Here is a 20,448-nt window from a genome sequence, read left to right as displayed (position 1 = left end):
CACGTCGCCGAAGTATGGTCGATCGCAGCTCAAGCGTCCTGGGGTGCTGATCGACTCGACGGGACTGACGCCGTGGCAAACGGAGGATAGTCATGTCTTCGACCCGCGCCCGGCACCGCGTCCCGCGCACAGACCGCACCTCCCCAGGGCCCGAGTTCTGGGCCGCCCGGGATCTCGTCGACAGCTCCGGCGGCCAAGCCCGGCACGCGCGAGCCGATGCGTCGGGGTTCGCACTTCCGGTCGGACGAGTCGGAGCGCTCGCCGTCTCACTCGGGATCGGGCTGGCTGTCGCCAACTCGGCGGGCGTCGCGTATGCGGACAGTGATTCGGATACTTCGGTTTCCTCGGGTTCGAACGATGCCGAGTCGACGTCGACAGAACCGCGAGCAGACACGAGCACTGGTGACGAATCTGAATCTGAATCCCACCCCGACACGGGGGACGTCGAGGCCGATCCCGACGATGAGGCGGAGAACGGTGATGAGGGCGCGTCAGGTGACACGGACCCAGACGTGCCGCTGTCCGACGAGGATGATCCGGTAGAGGCCGACCTCGGCGCAGACGATGGATCTGAGCAGCCCCCGCTGAGCGAGACACCCACTGAAGAATCCTCCCCGCCGGCGGATCCCGACGGCGCACCGGTCGGCTGGTCACCTGCCGGGGATTCCGGCGAGGCACCGCCCGTCGAAGAGTCCGTAGCGGAGCAAGACGAGTCGTCCCTCGATCCCGTCGACGAGGCAATGCCGTTGTCCGACAGCCTGATCGCCTCCGACGAAGCGACCACTGGCGCGCCGACGGCGCAGGCAAGCGTGACGCCCGACGCGTCGGAACCACCAGCCGAGGAGGCAGCGGAATCGGTCGACGTGTTCACCGCGCTGATCACCGGAATCGCCTCACCGTTGGTCGATCCCGCCACGCCCGCTCGGGCTCCCTGGTTCGATGCGTTGTTGGCCTGGGTCCGGCGCCAGATCAGCCACACGTTCTTCAACGAGTCTCCGGAGTGGGGACCGGTCACAAGCCAACAGGCCGTGACGGGGCAGGTCATCATCGATCTGGCTGCTCGCGATCCCAACGGTGATCCGTTGACCTATACCATCATTGCGCCCGAACACGGAACGGTGTTCAGGGATCCGCTCACCGGCAAGTTCGTGTACACCCCCAACAGCGTGGTGACCGGCAGTCCGCTGGTGGACAGCTTCAAGGTCGTCATCAGCGACTCATCCGAACATCTCAGGGGGCTCGCTGGCGTCGTCCAGGGAGTCCTGCATTTCCTGGCCCGCGTGATCGGCATCGCCGAACGCGACGATGTGACGTTGTTGATTCCCGTTGTAGCCAATCCGATCGTCGAGGCACCGCCGGTGGTTGTCGTGTCCCCGGCAGCCGGCGGCACCACAGGTACTGCGATCACGGTGAGCCCGATCGTGGTGATCACCGACCTGGACTCCGAGAAGCTTGCGTCGGCAACGGTGAAGATCAACGACCCTGCGAGCGGTGATGTGCTGGGTTGGGGCACGCTTCCAGATGGAGTCACGGCAACGACCGGAAACGGTTCGGTGACCTTCACCGGCGCCGCGTCGGTCGCGGCGTACCAGCAGCTCCTGCAATCGGTGACGCTGACCTCGACCGCGATCGGCGTCAAGACGGTCTCCTTCTCGGTGATCGATGACCAGGGCAATGTCAATGCGGTACCGGCGGGCACCGTCGTGACGGTGCTCGGGTTGCCCGTGGAGATGCCACCCCTCGTGGTTGTCTCTCCGGTGGCCGCCGGCACCGTGGGTTCACCGGTCACGATCAGCCCGATCGTGGTGATCACCGACCTCGATTCGGACGAGCTGGACTCGGCCACCGTCACTGTCAACAACCCTGGTGCCGGAGATGTTCTGGGGTATGGAGCGATGCCGGAGGGAGTGCACGCCGTTTACAGCGACGGAGTGTTGACCTTCACCGGTCGCGCCTCGGTCGACGACTACCGCCAGCTGCTGGCATCGGTGACGTTGACGTCCTCGGGTGCCGGGCTGAAGTCGGTGAGCTTTGCGGTTGTCGACTCCGAGGGCAACGCGAGTGTGGTCCCAGCCGCTACTGCTGTCACAGTGGTGGGGTTGCCGGTACAGACACCACCCCTGGTGGTCGTCTCGCCGGTGGCGGGCGGTATCACCGGGTCGCCGATCACGGTGAGTCCGATTGTGGTTGTCACCGACCTGGACTCTGACGAGTTGGATGCGGCCACGGTTGTGCTCACGGATCCGGTCGCCGGCGACGTGCTGGGGTACGGGTCGTTGCCGACCGGTGTCGAGGCGAGTTACGCCGACGGGGTGTTGACGTTCACGGGGCGTGCCTCGGTTGATGATTACCGTCAGTTGCTGGCGTCGGTGACCCTGACATCCACAGGTGCGGGACTGAAGGCGGTGAGCTTTGCGGTCACCGACGCCGACGGCAACACCAGCGCGGTGCCGGCGGGCACGGTGGTGACGGTGTTGGGCATTCCGGGAATCTCGATAGCGCCGGTTCTGGTGGTATCGCCCGCGGCGGCAGGGTCTGTCGGATCGCCGATCACGGTGAGCCCGATCGTGGTGATCACCGATCTGGACTCCGATGAGTTGGATTCTGCCACTGTGGTTCTGGGAAATCCGGTGGAAGGAGACACCCTCGGCTACGGCGAACTTCCGGACGGTGTGGAAGCAAGCTACGCCGACGGCGTCTTGACATTCACCGGGACTGCGTCGGTAGCGGTGTATCAGCAGCTTTTGCAGTCGGTCACGCTCACCTCGAGCACACCCGGCCTGAAGGCAGTGAGCTTCGGCGTCGTCGATGGGTCGGGCAATGGCAGCGCCGTGCCGGCTGTCACCGTGGTCACCGTCTTGGGCGCGCCCGGCGTGTCGATCGCCCCGGTGATCGTGACCACTCCCGTGGCTGCCGGCAGCACGGGATCTGCCGTCGTGGTGAGTCCGATCGTGGTGATCACCGACCTGGACTCGGACCAATTGAGTTCGGCCACAGTCACTGTGAAGGATTCGTCGCCTGACGATGTGTTGGGCTGGGGGAGCATCCCGGCTGGTGTCGATGCCAGCTATGTCGACGGCGTCCTGAGCTTCACTGGTGCCGCATCGGTGGACGAGTACCGGCAGTTGCTGCAATCGGTGACGCTGACCTCCGCGGGTGCCGGCTTGAAGTCGGTCACTTTCGCGGTGACCGACGCGCAGGGCAACACCTCCGCGGTGCCGGCGGGCACGGTGGTGACCGTGTTGGGTGTTCCCGGGGTATCAATACCGCCCGTCCTGGCCGTGCTACCGGCGGCAGCGGGTACGGCCGGATCGCCGATCAAGGTCAGCCCGATCGTCGTCATCACCGACTTGGACTCGAACCAGATCGACAGGGCCACAGTCACACTCTCCGAGTCATCATCCGGTGACGCGTTCGGTTATGGCCCGCTCCCCACGGGCGTGGACGTGACCTTCGCAGACGGCGTCTTGACGTTCAGTGGTCGAGCTTCGGCAGAGGTATACCGGCAACTGTTGCAATCGGTGACGTTGTCCTCGACGTCTGCAGGAATGAAGGTGGTGAGCTTCTCGGTCACTGATGCCGATGGCAACATCAGTGCAGTGCCCGCGAGCACGGTAGTGACTGTGCTGGGCCTCCCGGCAGTTTCCCTCTCGCCAGTGGTGGTGGTCGCTCCGGTGGCGGCCGGCACCGTTGGTTCTCCGATCAGGGTCAGTCCGGTCGTGGTGATAACGGATCTGGATTCTGAGGAGATCGGTTCGGCCGCAGTCACTATCAACGATCCAGCGGCGGGTGATGTGCTCGCCTGGGGCAGTGTCCCCGAGGGGATCTCCGCGGCGTACGCCGGCGGGGTGTTGACATTTAGCGGGTCTGCCTCGGTGGCGGTGTATCAGCAGTTGTTGCAGTCTGTGACGTTGACCTCGACGGGTGCGGGCCTGAAGTCGGTGTCGTTTGTGGTGGTTGATGCCGACGGCAACGCCAGTGCGGTGCCGGCGGCCACGGTGGTGACAGTGGTCGGGTTGGCTTCTGAGGTGGCGCCGTTGGTGGTGGTGTCGCCGGTGGCGGCCGGCAGCGCCGGGTCGCCGATGACGGTCAGTCCGGTCGTGGTGATCACCGATCTGGACTCTGATCAGATCGGTTCGGCCACAGTCACGGTGAACAATCCGTCGGCCGGTGATGTTCTCTCCTGGGGCGGTCTGCCGACCGGTGTGGATGTGCACTACGCCGACGGGGTGTTGACGTTCACCGGGTCTGCGTCGGTGGAGATCTACCAGCAACTTCTGCAGTCGGTGACGTTGACCTCGACGGGTGCGGGGTTGAAGTCGGTCAGCTTCGCCGTGACCGACGCGCAGGGCAACACGAGTGCGGTGCCGGCGGGCACTGTGGTGACGATCGTCGGGTTGGCTTCTGAGGTGGCGCCGTTGGTGGTGGTCTCGCCGGTGGCGGCCGGGGCGGTGGGGGCGCCGATCACGGTGAGCCCGGTCGTGGTGATCACTGACCTGGATTCTGATCAGATCGGTTCGGCCACAGTCACGGTGAATAACGCGTCGGCCGACGATGTGCTCGGTTGGGGTTCAGTGCCGGAGGGGATCTCCGCGGCGTACTCCGGCGGTGTTCTCACATTTGCCGGCTCTGCGTCGGTGGCGGTGTATCAGCAGTTGTTGCAGTCGGTGACGTTGACCTCGACGGGTGCGGGCCTGAAGTCGGTGTCGTTTGTGGTGGTTGATGCCGACGGCAACGCCAGTGCGGTGCCGGCGGGCACGGTGGTCACGGTGGTCGGGTTGGCTTCTGAGGTGGCGCCGTTGGTGGTGGTGTCGCCGGTGGCGGCCGGCAGCGCCGGGTCGCCGATCACGGTCAGCCCCATCGTGGTGATCACGGATCTGGACTCGGATGAGATCGGTTCGGCGACAGTCACTGTCAACGATCCAGCCGCCGGTGATGTGCTCGGTTGGGGTGCGGTGCCGGAGGGGATCTCCGCGGCGTACTCCGGCGGTGTGTTGACGTTCACCGGCGCCGCGTCGGTGGCGGTGTATCAGCAGTTGTTGCAGTCTGTGACGTTGACCTCCACGGGTGCGGGCCTGAAGTCGGTGTCGTTTGCGGTGGTTGATGCCAGCGGCAACGCCAGTACGGTGCCCGCGGGCACGGTGGTCACGATCGTCGGATTGGCTTCTGAGGTGCCGCCGTTGGTGGTGGTGTCCCCGGTGGCGGCCGGGGCGGTGGGGGCGCCGATCACGGTCAGTCCGGTCGTGGTGATCACCGACCTGGACTCTGATCAGATCGGTTCGGCCACAGTCACGGTGAACAATCCGTCGGCCGGTGACATGCTCTCCTGGGGCGTTCCGCCGACCGGTGTGGATGTGCACTACGCCGACGGGGTGTTGACGTTCACCGGGTCTGCGTCGGTGGAGATCTACCAGCAACTTCTGCAGTCGGTGACGTTGACCTCGACGGGTGCGGGGTTGAAGTCGGTCAGCTTCGCCGTGACCGACGCCCAGGGCAACACGAGTGCGGTGCCGGCGGGCACGGTGGTCACGGTGATCGGTCTGGTGACCGCGGTGCCGCCGTTGGTGGTGGTGTCGCCGGTGGCGGCCGGGGCGGTGGGGTCGCCGATCACGGTCAGTCCGGTCGTGGTGATCACCGATCTGGATTCTGATCAGATCGGCTCGGCGACAGTCACTGTCAACGATCCTGCGGCCGGTGACGAGCTCGGGTGGGGCAGTGTGCCGGCCGGTGTGGATGTGCACTACGCCGACGGGGTGTTGACGTTCACCGGCACTGCCTCGGTGGCGGTGTATCAGCAGTTGTTGCAGTCGGTGACGTTGACCTCGACGGGTGCGGGCCTGAAGTCGGTCAGCTTCGCCGTGGTTGATGGTGAGGGGAATGCGAGCGCGGTGCCGGCGGGCACGGTGGTCACGGTGGTCGGGCTGGCTTCTGAGGTGCCGCCGTTGGTGGTGGTGTCCCCGGTGGCGGCCGGGGCGGTGGGGTCGCCGATCACGGTCAGTCCGGTCGTGGTCATCACCGACCTGGACTCTGAGGAGATCGGTTCGGCGACAGTCACGATCAACGATCCAGCGGCGGGTGATGTGCTCGCTTGGGGTGCGGTGCCGGAGGGGATCTCCGCGGGATACTCCGGCGGGGTGTTGACGTTTAGCGGGTCTGCCTCGGTGGCGGTGTATCAGGAGTTGTTGCAGTCGGTGACGTTGACCTCGACGGGTGCGGGGCTGAAGTCGGTGTCGTTTGTGGTGGTCGATGGTGGCGGCAATGCCAGTGCGGTGCCGGCGGGCACGGTGGTGACGGTGGTCGGGTTGGCTTCTGAGGTGGCGCCGTTGGTGGTGGTGTCGCCGGTGGCGGCCGGCAGCGCCGGTTCGCCGATCACAGTGAGCCCGGTCGTGGTGATCACGGATCTGGACTCGGAGCAGATCGGCTCGGCCACAGTCACACTGAGTAACCCGGCGGCCGGTGACATGCTCTCCTGGGGCGGTCTGCCGGCCGGTGTGGATGCGCATTACGCCGACGGGGTGTTGACGTTTACCGGCACTGCCTCGGTGGCGGTGTATCAGCAACTTCTGCAGTCGGTGACGTTGACCTCGACGGGCGCAGGGCTGAAGTCGGTGTCGTTCACGGTGGTTGACGGTGGCGGCAACACGAGCACGGTGCCGGCGGGCACGGTGGTGACGGTGGTCGGGTTGGCGACCGAGGTGGCGCCGTTGGTGGTGGTCTCGCCGGTGGCGGCCGGCAGCGCCGGGTCGCCGATCACGGTGAGCCCGGTCGTGGTCATCACCGACCTGGATTCGGAGGCCGTGGAATCCGCGACGGTCACGGTGAACAATCCGTCGGCCGGCGATGTGCTCGGTTGGGGCGCGGTACCGGAGGGCATCTCCGCGGAATACTCCGATGGTGTTCTCACGTTCACTGGCGCGGCGTCGGTGGCGGTGTATCAGCAGCTGTTGCAGTCGGTGACGCTGACCTCGACAGGTCCAGGCCTGAAGTCAATCAGCTTCGCCGTGGTCGATGCTGACGGGAATGCCAGTTCGGTGCCGGCGGGCACGGTGGTCACGGTGGTCGGGTTGCCTTCCGAGGTGGCACCGTTGGTGGTGGTCTCCCCGGTGGCGGCCGGCAGCGCCGGGTCGCCGATCACGGTGAGCCCGATCGTGGTGATCACCGACCTGGACTCTGATGAGATCGGTTCGGCCACAGTCACGATCAACGATCCAGCCGCTGGTGATGTGCTCGGTTGGGGTGCTGTGCCGGAGGGGATCTCCGCGGAATACTCCGGCGGTGTATTGACGTTCACCGGCACCGCCTCTGTGGCGGTGTATCAACAGTTGTTGCAGTCGGTGACGTTGACCTCAACCGGTGCGGGCCTGAAGTCGGTGTCGTTCAACGTGGTTGATGGTGGCGGCAACGCCAGTACGGTGCCGGCCGGCACGGTGGTCACGATCGTCGGTCTGGTGACCGAGGTGGCGCCGTTGGTGGTGGTCTCCCCGGTAGCGGCCGGCAGCGCCGGGTCGCCGATCACGGTCAGCCCGGTCGTGGTCATCACCGACCTGGACTCTGAGGCTTTGGAATCCGCGACGGTCACTATCAACGATCCAGCCGCCGGTGACGAGCTCGGGTGGGGCAGTGTGCCGGCCGGTGTGGATGCTCACTACGCCGATGGTGTGTTGACGTTTAGCGGGTCTGCGTCGGTGGCGGTGTATCAGCAGCTGTTGCAATCGGTGACGCTGACTTCAACGGGTGCGGGCCTGAAGTCGGTCAGCTTCGCCGTGACCGACGCGCAGGGCAACACGAGCACGGTGCCGGCGGGCACGGTGGTCACGATCGTCGGGTTGGCGACCGAGGTGGCGCCGTTGGTGGTGGTCTCGCCGGTGGCCACTGGGACTGCGGGGTCGCCGATCACGGTGAGCCCGGTCGTGGTCATCACCGACCTGGACTCTGAGGCTTTGGAATCCGCGACGGTCACGATCAACGATCCGGCCGCCGGTGACGAGCTCGGGTGGGGCAGTGTGCCGACCGGTGTGGATGCTCACTACGCCGACGGGGTCCTCACGTTCACCGGCAACGCCTCGATAGAGGTCTACCAGCAGTTGTTGCAGTCGGTGACGTTGACCTCGACAAGCCCAGGCCTGAAGTCAATCAGCTTCACGGTGGTTGACGATGGCGGCAATGCCAGTACGGTGCCGGCGGGCACGGTGGTGACAGTGGTCGGTCTGGTGACCGAGGTGGCGCCGTTGGTGGTGGTCTCGCCGGTGGCCACTGGGACTGCGGGATCGCCGATCACGGTGAGCCCGATCGTGGTCATCACAGACCTGGACTCTGATGAGATTGCGTCGGCCGCAGTCATTATCAACGATCCAGCAGTCGACGATGTGCTCGCTTGGGGCGCCGTGCCGGAAGGCATCTCCGCGGCGTATGCCGGCGGCGTCCTCACGTTCACCGGGTCTGCGTCGGTCGACGTCTATCAGCAGCTGTTGCAATCGGTGACGCTGACCTCGACCGGTGCGGGATTGAAGTCCGTGTCATTCACGGTGACCGATGACCAGAGCAAGACAAGCCTTGTCGCGGGGACAGCGGTCACCGTCCTCGGACTGCCGACCGTGGCCACCCCGGTGTTACTGACGTCGGTGGTCAGCGTGTCCTACACCGCGGGTAGTACGTCCGGTGTCTCCATCGATCCTGGTCTGATCCTGCTCGACGCCGATTCGGAAACCATGACTGGCGCCACGGTGACGATCGCCAATCCCGCGGCCGGCGACGTCTTGACGTACGGCGGACTACCCGAAGGTGTCACCGCCACCTACGACCAGGGCGTGTTGACCTTCGTCGGCGGGGCCACGGTCAGCGAATACCAGCAGCTCCTACGGTCGGTGAAGTTCTCCAGTGAGTCGTCGGCACTGGCAACCATCAAGACCGTGTCGGTGCAGATCACCGATGACCAGGGACGTGCCAGTATCCCAGGGACAGTGGCGGTGACCGTCCTCTCCGTACCCGTTCTCGCCAAGCCCGTGGTCGTGACGTCACTGGCCAATGTCGTTTACACAGCCGGCAACTCGGGCATCCAGGTCGACTCCGGTCTGCTGATGCTCGATGCGGATTCGGCGACGATGTCGGGGGCTGTGGTGTCGATAATCGGCGGCGCCTCAGCAGGCGAGAGTCTCAGTTGGACATCGCAGGAGAGTATCACCGGAACCTACACCGATGGCGTCCTGACGTTCGAGGGCACCGCGTCGGCCGCCGCGTACCAGCAGCTGTTGCGGTCCGTGACCTTCTCGACGACGGGTGACGCGCTGGCGTCGATCAAGAGCATCTCGTTCGTCGTCACCGACAGCCAGGGCAACACGAGCGCACCGGGCTTGGTCGCGATCACCATCGTCAAGGCGCCGCTGAAGATCGCGCCGCTGGTGACCACATCGCCGGCCAACGTGTCCTATACCGCGGGATCCGGTGCCATCACTGTGGATCCACTGGTCAGCATTCTTGACCTCGACTCGACCGCTCTGCAGGGCGCGACAATCAGGATCTCCGGAGGATTCGCAACCGGCGACATGCTGAGCTTCACCGCGCCTCAGGGAATCACCGGTACCTACGACAGCGCGACCGGGACGCTGACGCTCACCGGAACGGCGAGCATCGCCCTGTATGAGCAGGCGCTGCGATCGGTGCAGCTGTCGACAGGGGCGGCGGCCCTCGCCACGTTGAAGACCGTGTCCTTCAACGTCACCGACGCCGAAGGGACGTCGGGGCTGCTTCCGGCGAATGTGGTGGTGACCGTGGTGGCTGCACCCGTCAATCTGTCGCCTCTGGTGACCACGCTGCTGGGGCCCATCTACACTGCGGGAAACAGTGCGGTGCAGGTGAATCCATTGCTGACGGTGATCGATCTGGATTCGTCGACCATGTCGGGGGCCGTCGTTCAGATCACCGGCGACTTCGCGGCGGGCGACATGCTCGGTTTCAGCCCGGTGGGTGACATCACCGGCAGTTACGACAGTGCCACCGGCGTCCTGACCTTGTCGGGTGCGGGCAGCACACTGCAGTACCAGCAGGTGCTGCAGTCGGTGACGTTCTCGACCAGCGCCACCGCTCCGACGGCCGTCAAGACAGTCACGTTCACGATCACCGACGCCCAGGGCGGCACGAGCCTGCCGGCCACGGCACTGGTGACGGTGAGGGCCAACCCCAGCCCCGTCCTCAGTGCGCCTCTGGGTGGGGGCCTGGTGCTACTCGGTCTTCCGCTGCTCAGCCCGCTGGCCGTGATCACCGACGACTCCGAGTACCTTCAGGAGGCCTACGTGCAGATCGTGGACAAGCGTGCCGGCGACAGTCTGGTATGGGATGCCCCGGCGCATATCCAGGCCTCCTTCTCGGGTGACACGCTGACTCTGGTAGGCCAGGCCACCGTCGCCGAGTACCAGGCGTTGATCCGGTCGATCAGAATCAGCAAGGAGTTCTCGGTGCTGCCGACCTCGCGCACGATCAGGATGCAGGTGCGGGATGTCCACGGGCTGTGGAGCAACATCGAGGAGAACTCGTCGCTGTTCCTGCTCGCATAGCGACGTCGCGATCAGGCTCAGAGGCTGTTGACTCGCGGCCTCGGTGATCCACAATGGGCACCGTGACCGATGGGTTTACCGAAAGGTTCGCGGCAGCGCTGAACGGCTATGCCGAGGAACAGTGCATCGAGTTCGAGGGTCGGTGGTATTCGGGCAGAGAGGTCGCGTCCTACGGTGAGCGCATTGCGGCGCTGCTGCGGGATGCCGGTGTCGCCGATGACGCGCCGGTGGGGTTGATCGTCCGCAACCGTCTGCATCATGCCGCAACCATCGCCGGGTTCCTGGCCACCGGGCGCACCGTCGCGATGATCTATTCGTTTCAATCCCCTGAGTCGATCGCGAGTGACATCGACACGCTGAACCTGGCGGCGGTGGTCGGCGATCCGCAGGACTGGAATGCGCCCGTCGTAGCCGCGGCCGCTCGCATCGGCTCTGCGGGGCTGGCGATCTCGTTGGGGGATCCGCGCGTGGTTGGGGTGGACGGTCTCAACCGCTGCGACAGTTCGCGCCCTCATGCACCGGCTGAGCCGGGCGTCGCGCTGAAGATCCTCACCAGCGGAACCACTGGCCCGCCCAAGAGGCAGTCGATCCGTTTCGACGTGCTGGAGCGCACCGTCTTCAGCGTGACGGCCGGTGAGAAGGCGTCCGCAGGTGCACCGCCGGAGTTCGCGTACTGGCAGTTCGGCGGGATCGGGGTATGCCAGCTGATCGCGGGCCTCTACAACGGGCGGCGCATCGCGATGTTGGAACGCTTCACCGTCGAGGGCTGGGTCGACGCGGTGCGGCGGCACCGCGTGACCCGGTCCGGGGTGCAGCCCGCGGTCATCCGGATGCTTCTCGATGCCGACGTGCCCAGAGAGCATCTCCGGTCGCTGGAGTTCTTGATCAGTGCCTCGGGGCCCTTGGATCCCGAAACCCGCGACGAGTTCGAGCAGAAGTACCAGATTCCGATCCGGTTGGCGTATGGGGCAACGGAATTCGCGGGTTCGTTGTGTGCGTGGACGCCCGACGAGTTGGCAAAGTTCGGCAAGGAGAAACGCAACAGCGTGGGGCGGGCGTTGCCGGACACGACGTTGCGGGTAGTCGACCCCGACAGCGGCCATGAGCTGCCGACCGGGCAGCACGGCCTGCTTGAGGCCAAGGTCGCCTCGATCGGACCTGACTGGATCAGAACGACCGATATCGCCAGCATCGACGAGGACGGCTTCGTCTTCCTGCACGGCCGGGCCGACGGCGCCATCAACAGAGGCGGATTCAAGGTGCTGCCCGAAGCGGTGAGGCGGGTCCTGATCTCCCATCCCGGCGTGCGGGATGCATGTGTGGTCGGCGTGCCGGACGCCCGCCTTGGCCAAGTGCCGTTCGCCGCCATCGAGGTAGCGGCCGGTGCCCCAGTTCCGACCGAGGGCGAGCTCAAAGACCTTGTCCGGCAGGAACTTCCGGTCTACGCCGTGCCGGTTGCATTCACTGTCGTCGACGCGTTACCACGTAACGAAGCGTTAAAGGTGAGCCTGCCCGCCGTCGCTGCGCTCTACCCCGGTGCTGTGTGCCGCTGAGTCAGACACTGCCGAGATCCGCCGACAGCCAGTGTCTGGGCTCGACGAAAACAGCGACGCTGGGGCCGTGTTCGCGCCGGGCGAACTCGAGATAGCCGTCGACCTTCTCGGGTGGCAAGTACCGCTTGGTGACCTCGACCAAATGCTCGTCGGTCCCAGGCTCGATCCGAAGGACTGGCCCGTCGACGGCGACGTAGCGCACCGTGGGCTCCACTCGGTCTACCATCAGCGAGACGTGGCCACTGGACTCGATCAAGCGGTGCTTGCGCGAGCCGGCGCCGGTCGTGAACCACAGGTCACCACCCGGCGTGTACTGGTACCAGATGGGCACGGTCAGCGGGCCGCGTCCGTCTCCGGCGGCAACGGACAGTGCGGCGACGTGCGGCTCAGCGAGGAATTGCTCGCGTTCGTTCTTGGAAAGGGCCATGAATCGCAGGGTACTCACCGGCGGTGACTACCGGGTGCCCTTGGCTGTGGGGCTTAGAGTCGGGTGCATGCGTTTCGGTATCTTCATCCCGCAGGGCTGGCGACTCGACCTGGTTGGAATCGAACCGCGCGATCAGTGGCAGGTCATGCGTGATCTCGCGTCCTACGTCGATGACGGTGACGTCTGGGACTCGCTGTGGGTGTACGACCACTTCCACACCGTTCCCGTGCCTACCTCCGAAGCCACCCACGAAGCGTGGACCCTGATGTCGGCCTATGCGGCCACCACTTCGCGGATCAAGCTCGGGCAGATGTGTACGGCCATGAGTTATCGAAATCCCGCCTATCTCGCCAAGGTCGCTGCCACCGCTGACGTCATCTCCAACGGACGCATCCAGATGGGTATCGGCGGCGGATGGTACGAGCACGAATGGCGCGCATACGGTTATGGCTTCCCTTCGGCGGGGGTGCGGCTGGCGCGCCTCGACGAGGGCGTGCAGATCATGCGAGACGCCTGGCGTGACGGCGCGGTGTCCTTCAACGGCAAGCACTACCAAACCGACGGCGCCATTGTGGCCCCGCGCCCTCTGCAGCAGGGCGGGATCCCGTTGTGGATCGCCGGCGGCGGGGAGAAGGTCACCCTCCGCATCGCGGCGAAGTACGCGCAATACACCAATTTCACGTCTGAGCCCGACGGGTTCGCCCGCAAGTCACAGGTGCTCGCCGACCACTGTCACGACGTCGGCACCGATTTCGAGAACATCGTGCGTTCGGTGAACATCAACGTCGTTGTCGGTGATTCCGAGGCAGACGTCGAGGATCGGCTGTCACGGGTGCGCTCACGGATCAGCGGTTTGGCAGGGGAGCCGGCCGCCGATGCCATGCTGAGCTCGATGAGCACTCCCCAGGCCGGCAGCGGAACCCCCGAGCAGCTGGTCGAAGCGCTGCGGAATCTCCGTGACTTGGGCTGCGAGTACGTGATCTGCTATTTCCCGGAAGCCGCCTATGACCGCTCCGGGATCGAGCTTTTCGAGCGGCAGGTTATCCCGGCGCTCGGGTAGGGCACATCACGCCGACGCGTTGAGGGCCGGCCAGGCGGTGCCGCGGCCCGCATCTGTCGACGGCCGCGGCGTGCGACGAAGGCAAATACTGACGCTCCCGCCGTATTCTTTGGTTCATATCGGGACTTCGACGTCTCCGTGATCGGCCCGGGTATCGCCACTGGGCGGTGGCGTTAGCGGCCCGAGGGACTTCCTCAACGGCATCCGTCGATCCGAGCAACGTCGTACGCCAACCGAGCCGCTGTCGAGTGGTGGCGGGCCGCCGCTGTTGGCCAGGAGCCACCGCAGTGCGGTGTACGGCGAAGGCCTGGCTAAGTGCAGGTCGGTGACGTCGACTGCTGACAGGCGTCAGTTCTGCTTCTGTACGCAATTTTCTTCTAGGCAAATTTGCTCGCAGCTGCTAGCGTACCGGCGCGAACTGGGTCGTTGCTGATGCAACCAACATCGGATATGTTGCTCGGAACTTGCATTCGAAAACAATTTGGCAAATTTCGTTATCAGGGTCACGTTATTGCCTTAAGCTCACCCGTAGCTGGGCGTGCGCTGGACGTCGAGGCGCACGCCCAGCAAACCAAGTGCAGCTGTAGCTGGATGGTCGGGGAGATGCGGGTGTGCGCATTCAGGAGTGGCGGCGGTGAAGCTTCGCGCGAGCTGAGCCTTGTTCTGCCGCCGCACCCGAATGACCGGGGAGACGCGGTTTCAGCAACGGAGGACGAAGATGTGTGCAAACCCAGCCCGCCATAGCACGGTTCGGCGGCAGCAGCCGGACTTCTGGACCGTCGGGGACATGCTCGACGGCGGCGGGCGCGGAGGTTCCCCCCGGCACGCACGGAAGACGTCACTGAAGTACGCCGGCCCCATCGGACGGGTCGGAGCTCTTGCGGTCTCACTCGGAGTCGGGCTGGCCGTCGCGAACTCCGCGGGCGTGGCCTACGCGGACACTGACGCCGACTCGTCGGCGTCGAGCACCGGAAACGAATCAGGATCTGCCGGCCCGTCCGTCACAACGGACCCCGCGGAGACGGCACAGGACGGACCCGCTACCGACGCGGCCGAGGACGAAGAAGACGCCGATGACGAGGCCGGCGACTCCGAAACCGACGACCCCGAGCTCGACGACGCGCCGGAGCCAGATGACGATGCGGAACTGGACTCGGATCCGGAGCTGACGGCAGAGGATGCCGACGATGACGCGTCGGTGACCCCTGATGATCCCGACAGAACCCCCGTATCGGCTCCGGATACGGAGGTGTCGGCGCCGCCGCGTCCCTCCTCGGGGAGCGGCGAGGAGAACGAGCTGGTCGTCGACCCGGTCGAGGCCGTGGATTCCGCCGTGCCGGAACAGGCTTCGGCCCCTGAAACCGAGGTGGTGCCGATCTCCGGCGCCGGGGCAGTGTCGACTTCTGCCGCCGTGGAGGAAAGCACCGAGTCGGTCAGCTTCATGACAGCCCTCGTATCCAATGTGGTGGCGCCGTTGGCTGATCCGGATGCACCGGCGCCCGCCCCGTGGCTGGACGCGCTGCTCGCATGGGTGCGCCGCCAGATCAATCACACGTTCTTCAACAAGTCACCGGTCTACGGCCCGATCACCACCGAACAGATCGTCACCGGCCAATTGTTGGTCGACCTGCATGCCTCGGACCCCAACGGCGATCCGCTGACCTACGACATCATCCAGCCCGAGCACGGTTGGGTGTTCCGGGATGTTCTCACCGGCCGTTTCGTCTACACGCCTTACGAACTCGTCGCCGGCGACCCTCTGGTGGACAGTTTCAAGGTCGTGATTCGCGACGACTCAGAACACCTCACCGGCGCTTTGGGTGGGATCCAGAATTTGCTCCACGGAGTGGCCCGCCTGTTCGGTCTCGCCCAGGCGGACAACGTCACCGTCACCGTGCCGGTGTACGTCGATCCCGTCATCCAGCTGCCGCCGCTGATCACCCCCGTGGCGGGGCTCGGCTACACGCTCGGCGCTGACCCAGTGAAGCTCGTGTCGTCCGTGCTGGTCGCCGACGGGGATTCAGATCGCCTCGCTGAGGTGATCATCAAGATCGCCACGCTGGCCCAGCAAGGGGACCTGCTGGCCTACGCGGGAATCGAGGGCAATCCGATTACCGCGTCCTGGGACGCGCAAACCAACACCCTGACCCTCAGTGGTGTCGCGACGAAGGCGCAGTACAAGCAGGCGATCGAGGCCGTGACGTTCTCGGCGACACAGGGCGCATTGCTGGTGCGCGGCGTGACGATCTCGGCGACTGACGAACACGGTGTAGACAACCTCGCACCGGGATTCGTCACTGTCGGAGTCTGGCCTGAGATCAAGCTGCCTCCGTTGGTGACAGCGCTGCCCGGGCTCGGTCACACAATCGGCGACGACCCGACCAAGCTGGTGTCGGCGGTCGACATCGCTGACGGCGATTCGGACTTCCTGTCCAAGCTGGTCCTCACGATCGCCACGTTGGCCCAATCCGGCGACGAGCTGGGTTATGTTGCGCCGTCGGATAATCCGATCCTGGGATCGTGGGATGCGGAGTCCAGGACGCTGACCCTGTACGGGGTCGCGACCAAGGCACAGTACGAGGAAGCGCTGAAGGCCGTCACGTTCTCGGCGACCCAGGGTGCGCTGCTGGTGCGCGGCGTCACGATCTCGGCCACCGACGCCGACGGAGTGGACAACCTCACGCCGGGATTCGTCACAGTCGCGGTGTTGCCGGCGGTCCAGCTGCCGCCGCTGGTGACACCCCTTCCAGGACTGGGCTATACGCTCGGTGAAGATCCGGTCAAGCTCGTGTCGGCGGTCGACATCGCCGACGCCGATTCGGACTTCCTGTCGAAACTCATCCTCAAGATCGCCACGCTGGCCCAAGACGGTGACGTCCTCGGTTACGTAGCGCCGTCCGGCAATCCGGTCGTCGGCTCGTGGGACCCCGACACCAGGACGCTCACCCTTTCCGGGGTGGCGACCAAGGCGCAGTACGAGGAAGCGTTGAAGGCCGTGACTTTCTCCGCGACGCAAGGTGCGTTGCTGGTCCGCGGGGTGACCATCTCGGCCACTGACGAAGACGGCGTGGAGAACCTCGCGCCGGGGTTGGTCACGGTCGGGGTCTGGTTCGCAACGCAGCTGCCCCCGTTGGTGACCCCGATCGGCGCACCGACCTTCACGCTCGGGTCCACCCCGGTCAAGGTGGTCACGGCAGTCGACATCGCTGACGGGGACTCCGATTATCTATCGGAGGCCGTGCTGAAGATCGCACTACTGGGTCAATCCGGCGATCTGTTGAACTACACAGCGCCCAACGGCAATCCGATCACCGGCTCCTGGAATGCCGCGACGAGGACGCTGACGCTGTCGGGCGTGGCCACCAAGGCGCAGTATGAGGAGGCGCTCAAGGCGGTGACGTTCTCGGCGACCCAGGGTGTGGGCATCGTGCGCACCATCACCATCGATGTCACCGACGACAGCGGAGTGCAGAGTCTCACCTCCGGAGTGATCCTCGCTGGTGCGCGGTGGTCTCTGCCGCCGTTGGTCACACCAGTCGGAGTGCCCACCCACACGCTCGGCGCCACCCCGGTGCGGTTGGTATCCGGAGTGGACATCGCCGACGGGGATTCGGCATTCCTGTCCAAGGCTGTGCTGAAGATCGCGCTCCTCGGCCAGACCGGTGACGCACTCGGGTACCTTGCAGCGCAAGGCAGCCCGATCACCGGTTCCTGGAATGCCGCGACGAGGACGTTGACCCTGTCGGGCGTGGCTACCAAGGCGCAGTATGAGGAGGCGCTCAAGGCGGTGACTTTCTCGGCGACCCAGGGTGTGGGCATCGTGCGTACCGTCACCATCGATGTCACCGACGACACCGGGGTGCAGAGCCTGACGTCCGGGATTGTTCTCGCCGGCGCCAGAAATCCGTTGCCGCCATTGGTCACGCCGTTCGGTGGAAGGTCGTACACGATCGGCAAGCAGCCGGTGCGTCCCGTCTCGGCTGTGGACATCGTCGACGCCGACTCGGACTACCTGACGCGCGCGACCGTGGAAGTCACGCTCTTCGGCCGTTCCGGAGACGTCCTGCAATTCAGCGGGCTGGACGGAGTGCCGATCACCGGCACATATGACGCGGGCAATAGAACGCTGACGCTGACGGGGACCGCCACCAAGGCCCAGTACGAGGCGGCCCTGAAGGCAGTCACATTCACCGCGACCAGCGGCGGTTGGACCACAAGGACTTTGGTGGTCAGAGTCACCGACGACGCGGGTGTGCAGAGCGCAGCAGGCCTGCTCACGCTGTCGGTTTGGTGATCGAAACCTCTTCCGTCAGGTAGCCAGCCGGGCTCACGGCCGGTTACCGGCGGACGGGGCGCGTCGTCACGGCGCGCCGGCACGGTCCTCGTGACCGTCGAAACAGCGTTCCCGCTGGGACCGCTGCAAGTGGCAAGACGAAGGACTGCGTATGTGTGCAAACCCGGCCCGTCACCGCGCTCAGCGCAAGGGAGAGTCTTTTGTCGGCGCCGGATTCTGGGCCGCGAGAGAGCTGCTGGAGTCGACGGGAGCGGCCGGCTCTGCCCGGCATGCGCGCCGAGGACCGTCCAAGTATGCCCTCCACATAGGACGGGTCGGTGCGCTGGCGGTTTCGCTGGGCGTCGGGCTGGCGGTCGCCAACGCCAACGCAGCTGTTGCATACGCAGATAGCGAATCGGATGCGGCAGTCTCCGGCGCCAAGTCTGAATCCGCGTCACCGCACGAGACACCGCCGGCGCAGGACGAAGCAGACGGTGCCGCCGACGACGACGAAGACTCCGGTGCGAGCCGCGATGAGCCTGGAACAGAAGAACCCGATCACGAGCAGGAGGTCGATCCGCCCGCCGACGACCCGGATGCGGAACCTGTGGATGACGAAGACGACGAAACGACGTCACCCGAAAACTCCGGCGGGACCGCCGATACCGAGACACCGGCAGACAAACCTGCCGTCGAGCCGACAGTGCCTACTCGCGACCTTGACGAGACGGACGCTACACGCGATGAGCCGATCGACGACTCCATTGGCGAGCCCGTCGACGACACTGTGGTCGACGAAGCAGGTGAAGACGATTCCGCGGCCGTCGGCGATGTCGCGGTGGTCGATGTCGTCCGCCCGGTCGCCGAACCTGTGGAACGCGCCGCGGCAGCCTCTAAGGACGACATTGAAACCGTCGACATCGTCTCCACTCTGGTGTCCACTGTGGTGTCGCCGTTCGCCAATCCGAATGCGCCTGCACCGGTGCCCTGGTTCGACGCGTTATTGGCCTGGGTGCGTCGCCAGATCACCCACACGTTTTCCAACAAGACTCCCGTGTACGGCCCCATCACGGTCGAACGAATCTTCACTGGCCAGTACTTCATCGATCTGAACGCGACCGACCCCAACGGCGACCCGCTCACATACGAGATCATCCAGCCGAAGAACGGACTTGTGGTCAGAGATCTGATCACCGGGAAGTTCGTTTACACACCGACAACCGTCGTCACCGGAGCGCCGCTGCAGGACACGTTCCAGGTCGTCATCAGGGACGACTCCGAACACCTCACCGGCGCGTTAGGGTCTATTCAGAAGTTGCTCCACGGTGTGGCAAGGCTTTTCGGCCTCGCACAAAAGGACAACGTGACCGTCACCATCCCGATCACGCTCGACCCGATCGTGCAGCTACCTCCCACGGTGGTCACCGCCGGGCTTCCGGTGTTCAAGCTGGGGAACTCGCCGGTCAAGGTACTGTCGTCGGTGATCATCACAGACGCCGACTCAGACCAGATCTCCAAGGCCACGATCAGGATCGCGACGTCGGGTCAAGACGGCGACGTCCTCGCCTACGCACCTCCGGCGGGCAGTCCCATCACGGCGACGTGGGACGCGGCGACGAAGACTTTGACGTTGTCCGGACTCGCGACAGCCGACCAGTACGAGCAAGCGTTGCTGGGCGTCACTTTCACCGCGACCAAGGGCGGACTGCCTCGCGGCGTCGCGATCACGGTCACCGATGACACCGACAAGCAGAGTTTGGTTCCGGGTGCTGCGGTGGTGACGGTGATCGGGTTGCCGCCGGCCATCACGGTGGGTGGTTTGCCGATTTTCCGGCTGGGTGGTGCCCCGGTGAAGGTCGTGTCGTCGGTGAGCATTCTCGATGGCGATTCGCAGAATCTGTCCAAGGCGACGCTGACGGTTGGTTTGGGTTACAAGTCCGGGGATGTGCTGAATTTCAGCGGTATTGACGGCAATCCGATCACCGCGAGCTGGGATGCGGCCACCCGCACGTTGACGCTCTCGGGTGTGGCCACGATTGAGCAGTACGAGACGGCGATCAAGGCGGTCACCTTCACTGCGACCGAGGGTGGACTGTCTCGGACGGTGTCGGTGTCGGTGACCGATGACACCGATAAGGAGAGTTTGGTTCCGGGTGCTGCGGTGGTGACGGTGATCGGGTTGCCGCCGGCCATCACGGTGGGTGGGTTGCCGATTTTCCGGTTGGGTGGTGCCCCGGTGAAGGTCGTGTCCTCGGTGAGCATCCTCGATGGCGATTCGGACAACCTGTCCAAGGCGACGTTGACCATTGGTGGTCTGTCGTATCGCTCCGGGGATGTGCTGAGCTTCAGCGGTATTGACGGCAACCCGATCACCGCCTCGTGGGATGCGGCAACCAGGACTCTCACCTTGTCCGGGGTGGCGTCGATTGAGCAGTACGAGGCCGCGATCAAGGCGGTGACCTTCACTGCCACTGAGGGTGGGTTGTCGCGTTCGATCACGGTGTCGGTGGTCGATGACACCGACAAAGAGAGCCTGGTCCCGGGTGCTGCGGTGGTGACGGTGATCGGGTTGCCGCCGGCCATCA

6 protein-coding genes are annotated in these 20,448 nt (G+C 65.1%); 5 read left to right on the top strand and 1 reads right to left on the bottom strand.

Translation table 11 applies throughout. The annotated features are described in order from the left end of the window. The first annotated feature begins 92 nt into the window (after positions 1-92). Both ACTWP6_RS24970 and ACTWP6_RS24965 read left to right on the top strand, forming a co-directional pair. On the top strand, positions 93-10,550 hold the full coding sequence (locus ACTWP6_RS24970; protein ID WP_443189084.1) for an Ig-like domain-containing protein: 10,458 nt from the start codon (positions 93-95) through the stop codon (positions 10,548-10,550). A 53-nt stretch (positions 10,551-10,603) separates the two neighbouring features. Next, a complete protein-coding gene (locus ACTWP6_RS24965; RefSeq protein WP_443189083.1) occupies positions 10,604-12,103 on the top strand; it encodes a class I adenylate-forming enzyme family protein in 1,500 nt (499 codons plus the stop codon). Between the two features lies 1 nt (position 12,104). Here ACTWP6_RS24965 and ACTWP6_RS24960 read toward each other — a convergent pair whose 3' ends face one another. After that, positions 12,105-12,530, bottom strand: coding sequence for a pyridoxamine 5'-phosphate oxidase family protein (locus ACTWP6_RS24960; protein ID WP_443189082.1), 426 nt, complete (start codon positions 12,528-12,530; stop codon positions 12,105-12,107). 67 nt (positions 12,531-12,597) lie between these two features. Between ACTWP6_RS24960 and ACTWP6_RS24955 the strand changes: the two genes are divergently transcribed. The 3 genes from ACTWP6_RS24955 to ACTWP6_RS24945 form a co-directional block, all read left to right on the top strand. Continuing rightward, positions 12,598-13,590 carry an LLM class F420-dependent oxidoreductase gene (locus ACTWP6_RS24955; protein ID WP_443189081.1) on the top strand — a complete coding sequence of 331 codons (993 nt, stop codon included), beginning with the start codon at positions 12,598-12,600 and terminating at the stop codon, positions 13,588-13,590. Positions 13,591-14,308: 718 nt separating this feature from the next. Next, positions 14,309-17,884, top strand: a complete 3,576-nt coding sequence (locus ACTWP6_RS24950) for a hypothetical protein (RefSeq protein ID WP_443189080.1) — start codon at positions 14,309-14,311, stop codon at positions 17,882-17,884. A 151-nt stretch (positions 17,885-18,035) separates the two neighbouring features. Then, positions 18,036-20,448 (top strand): Ig-like domain-containing protein (locus ACTWP6_RS24945; protein WP_443189079.1); only part of this gene is annotated, 2,413 nt, incomplete at its 3' end.

Source organism: Mycobacterium sp. 4D054 (assembly GCF_052245755.1).
Taxonomy (GTDB): Bacteria; Actinomycetota; Actinomycetes; order Mycobacteriales; family Mycobacteriaceae; genus Mycobacterium.
Note: the sequence above shows the minus strand (reverse complement) of the source record. Positions and strands in the feature narration are given on the sequence as shown.